The sequence below is a fragment of the Promicromonospora sp. NPDC060204 genome, assembly GCF_042728455.1.
Lineage (GTDB): Bacteria > Actinomycetota > Actinomycetes > Actinomycetales > Cellulomonadaceae > Promicromonospora.
The window spans coordinates 1-2,882 of record NZ_JBHWZO010000419.1; the positions used below are offsets into that span (position 1 = coordinate 1).

1 protein-coding gene is annotated in these 2,882 nt (G+C 70.7%); it reads right to left on the bottom strand.

Going from position 1 to position 2,882, the window contains the following annotated elements:
* Positions 1 to 45: 45 nt before the first annotated feature.
* The gene (locus ACFWEJ_RS28250; protein WP_377232480.1) at positions 46 to 2,679 is read right to left on the bottom strand and encodes a trehalase family glycosidase; all 2,634 of its coding nucleotides are present in this window, start codon (positions 2,677 to 2,679) and stop codon (positions 46 to 48) included.
* Positions 2,680 to 2,882 lie beyond the last annotated feature (203 nt).

Below are 2,882 nucleotides of genomic sequence, written 5' to 3' on the forward strand. Positions count from 1 at the left end.
ACCCAGCACTCAACGGCTTAGGCGGGACGGGTGGGGCGGGTGGGGTTACCAGGTGAGGTGGGTTTCGCCCTTCTTGACCTGGAAGGTTTTCGGGTGAGCGCCCGGGACCGTCACCGTGATCGTGGTGCGGGACGTCGTCGTGACGTTCATCGAGTTCCCGCCGCGGGCGGCGTCCAGGACCACGTCGCGGGCCACGATCCGACCGCCCTCGGCGCGCACCACCGTGCGGCCGTCACGCTCCACCGTCGTCGTGCGCGGACCCGCCGTCACCGACCACGCGTGTCCCTTCAGGGGCACCTCCGACACGGTGTTGGTGCCGGGCAGGCCGAGGGTGCCGAAGCGGAAGCCGACGGCGTCGCCCCAGGGCTCGTCCGCGATCAGCTCCTGCGTGCTCATCAGCGGCATCAGGTTGGACCACGAGTAGGTGCGCCACGCGGTGTCGGTCGCCACGGAGTTGATGACCTGGCCGGGCTCGGGGTCGAAGTACTCCGGGAACCAGCCGATGTCCTTGTAAGAGGTCAGCCACATCGAGGTCGACTTGGTGGCCAGCTCGGCGGCCGCCTCGTCCAGGCCGTACCGCTTGAGGCCGTCGTAGACCGTGGCGTTCATCGGGGGCCAGGCGGCGCCCTGCCACTCCTCGCACGAGTCCTCCTCGCCCGGCTGGAAGTACCGGTAGGACTGCGTCGACTCGTTGACGCGCCCGGCACAGAACGCCGGATCGTTGCGGGCCACGCTCGGGATGACGAACTCGCCGCCGTACTCCTCCGGGTTCTCCAGGTGGTCGCGCACCAGGATCTCCGCGCGCTCCGGCGTCGCCAGCCCGCCGAACATCGGGTAGAACACCGTGGGCGTGTTGGTCGGCTCCCAGCTCCCGTCGAGGTACCGGTTGAGGTAGAGCCCGCGTTCCTCGTTCCACAGGTGCTCGTTCATGCGCACCTCGAGCCGCTCGTGCAGCGCGGCGTACCGCTCGGCCCCGGCGGTGTCGCCCAGCACCGTGGCCATCTGCGCCAGGTTCTCGGCCATGAGCCCGTAGTAGGAGTTGAGGGCGACGTCGGTCAGGTTGGTGTTCTCCCGCGTGTCCGTGCCGCCGTCGCGCGGCACCTCGACGTAGTTCCAGTACTGCGGGCTGTCGTCCAGGCCGAGGTGGTTGCCGCGGCCGCCGCGGCGCTCCTCGACCCACGGGCTCTCCAGGAGCCCGTCCTGGTTCGTGTCGAACTCCGGCATCCGCTCGATGTACCGCGTCATGATCGGGTAGACGAGCTCCAGGATGCTCCGGTCCCCCGTGCGCGTGTACGCCCGCCAGGCGGCGTACGTGTGCATCGACCCGGCATGGAGCTGGTCGTAGCGCGGGCCCTTCTGGTCGTAGAAGTCGCGGATGTGGTCGAGCGCCGTGGCCGGGTCGACGCTCAGCTCGGTGATCGCGTCCCAGGCGGAGTCCCAGCCCAGGAAGATGTCGTCACCACCGCCGCCGAGGCCCCACATGACGAACGACCGGTCGTACTTCTCGTCCCAGTTGTCGTTCAGCGACATCGCGTCGCGCAGGTACGTCGCCGCCTGGCCGGTCGGGCCGCGGCCGTGGAGCGTGTCGTCGTCGGCCCGCGCCTCGGCACGGTCCAGGATGCGCGTCACGTCCCGGGTGCTCAGCCGGGACCGGTCGGGCGCCTGCGTCGAGACGGCGGCCTGGAACGCGACAGTCTCGCCCTTGTCGAGCGCATACCGCTGCGCGACGGCGCCCTCCCCCGCCGCGTACTCCTTGCCGGCCAGGCCCTTGAGCAGCTCGGCCACGTTCGCGTAGCTGGTGGTCTCCTCGGGCGTCTCGGTCGAGTCGAGCCGGAAGCTGCCCACCTGGGAGGCGTCCCGCACGCCCGCCGACGTCGCGACGATCGAGCGCTCCCCCTCCGGGCGGTACGTGCTGGGCTCGGCCCACGGCGGGCTGGCCTGCAGGAACACCTCGGTGTCGTCGGTCAGGGCGGTCGCCGAGCCCACGATCTCGCCGTCGTCCGTGGTCGAGAACCGCAGCCGGACGGTGCGGGTGTCGCGCACGGCCGCCGCGTACGCGGCCTCCTGGACCGGAAGCTGCTCGCGCGCCTTGGCGACCTCCGCCTCGGACCAGTCCTCGGGGTGGGCGAGGACGGCGCGCAGCGCGCCGATCGTCTCCGGCGTGATGTTCCGGTTGTCGGTGGTCATGTCGATCTCGTAGTACGAGCCGTCGGGCGTGACCGTCCCGATCCGCTTGATCCACGGGACCATGTTGTCGTCGAGCACGCGGCCCTGCGGCGTCACCATGTTGAACGCCAGCGAGAACCGGGCCTGCCCCTCGCCGACCAGGAGTGCGCCGTCGAACTCCTGCTCCTTGAAGCCCGGCAGGGCGAACGGGAGGGAGCGCGGGGCGTACTCGTCCTCGGGTGATCCGGCGCCGGTTCCGGCTTCCTGAGCGGGGGTGGCGGTTGTGCTGGTGGCGGTTGTGCTGGCTCCCGCCGTGCCGGTCCCGGCGGTGCTGGTGGCGGCTGTGCCGGTCCCGGCCGCGCCGGCGATTCCGGCGATCGTGACTCCGGTGCTGGTGGCGGTGGTGTTCGCGGCGGCGCCGTCGGCGGCGAGCGCGCCCGCCGCGAGCGGGACGGTGACCAGTGCGCCGGCCACGAGGGCGGCTCCGAACCTGGCGGTCGTTCGTCGGCTCATCAATGAACCCTTCACGTCGATGTGAACGCTAACAACCAGAACTGTAGGTCCTGGTCACATGACATACAAGTGCCAAGTTAGGGGTTCGCCGGGCAGGCCGGAGCCGCCGACGGACCGGGTGCACGCGAGCCGGCCCGCCGCCGGCGCCGTCGATGTGCGCTTCTACCCCGTCATTGGGCCCGAAAACACCGTGTTTTCGGGCC

Coding starts and splice junctions, on each gene's coding strand:
- ACFWEJ_RS28250 (WP_377232480.1), bottom strand. CDS start 2,679: ATGAGCCGACGAACGACCGCCAGGTTCGGAGCCGCCCTCGTGGCCGGC.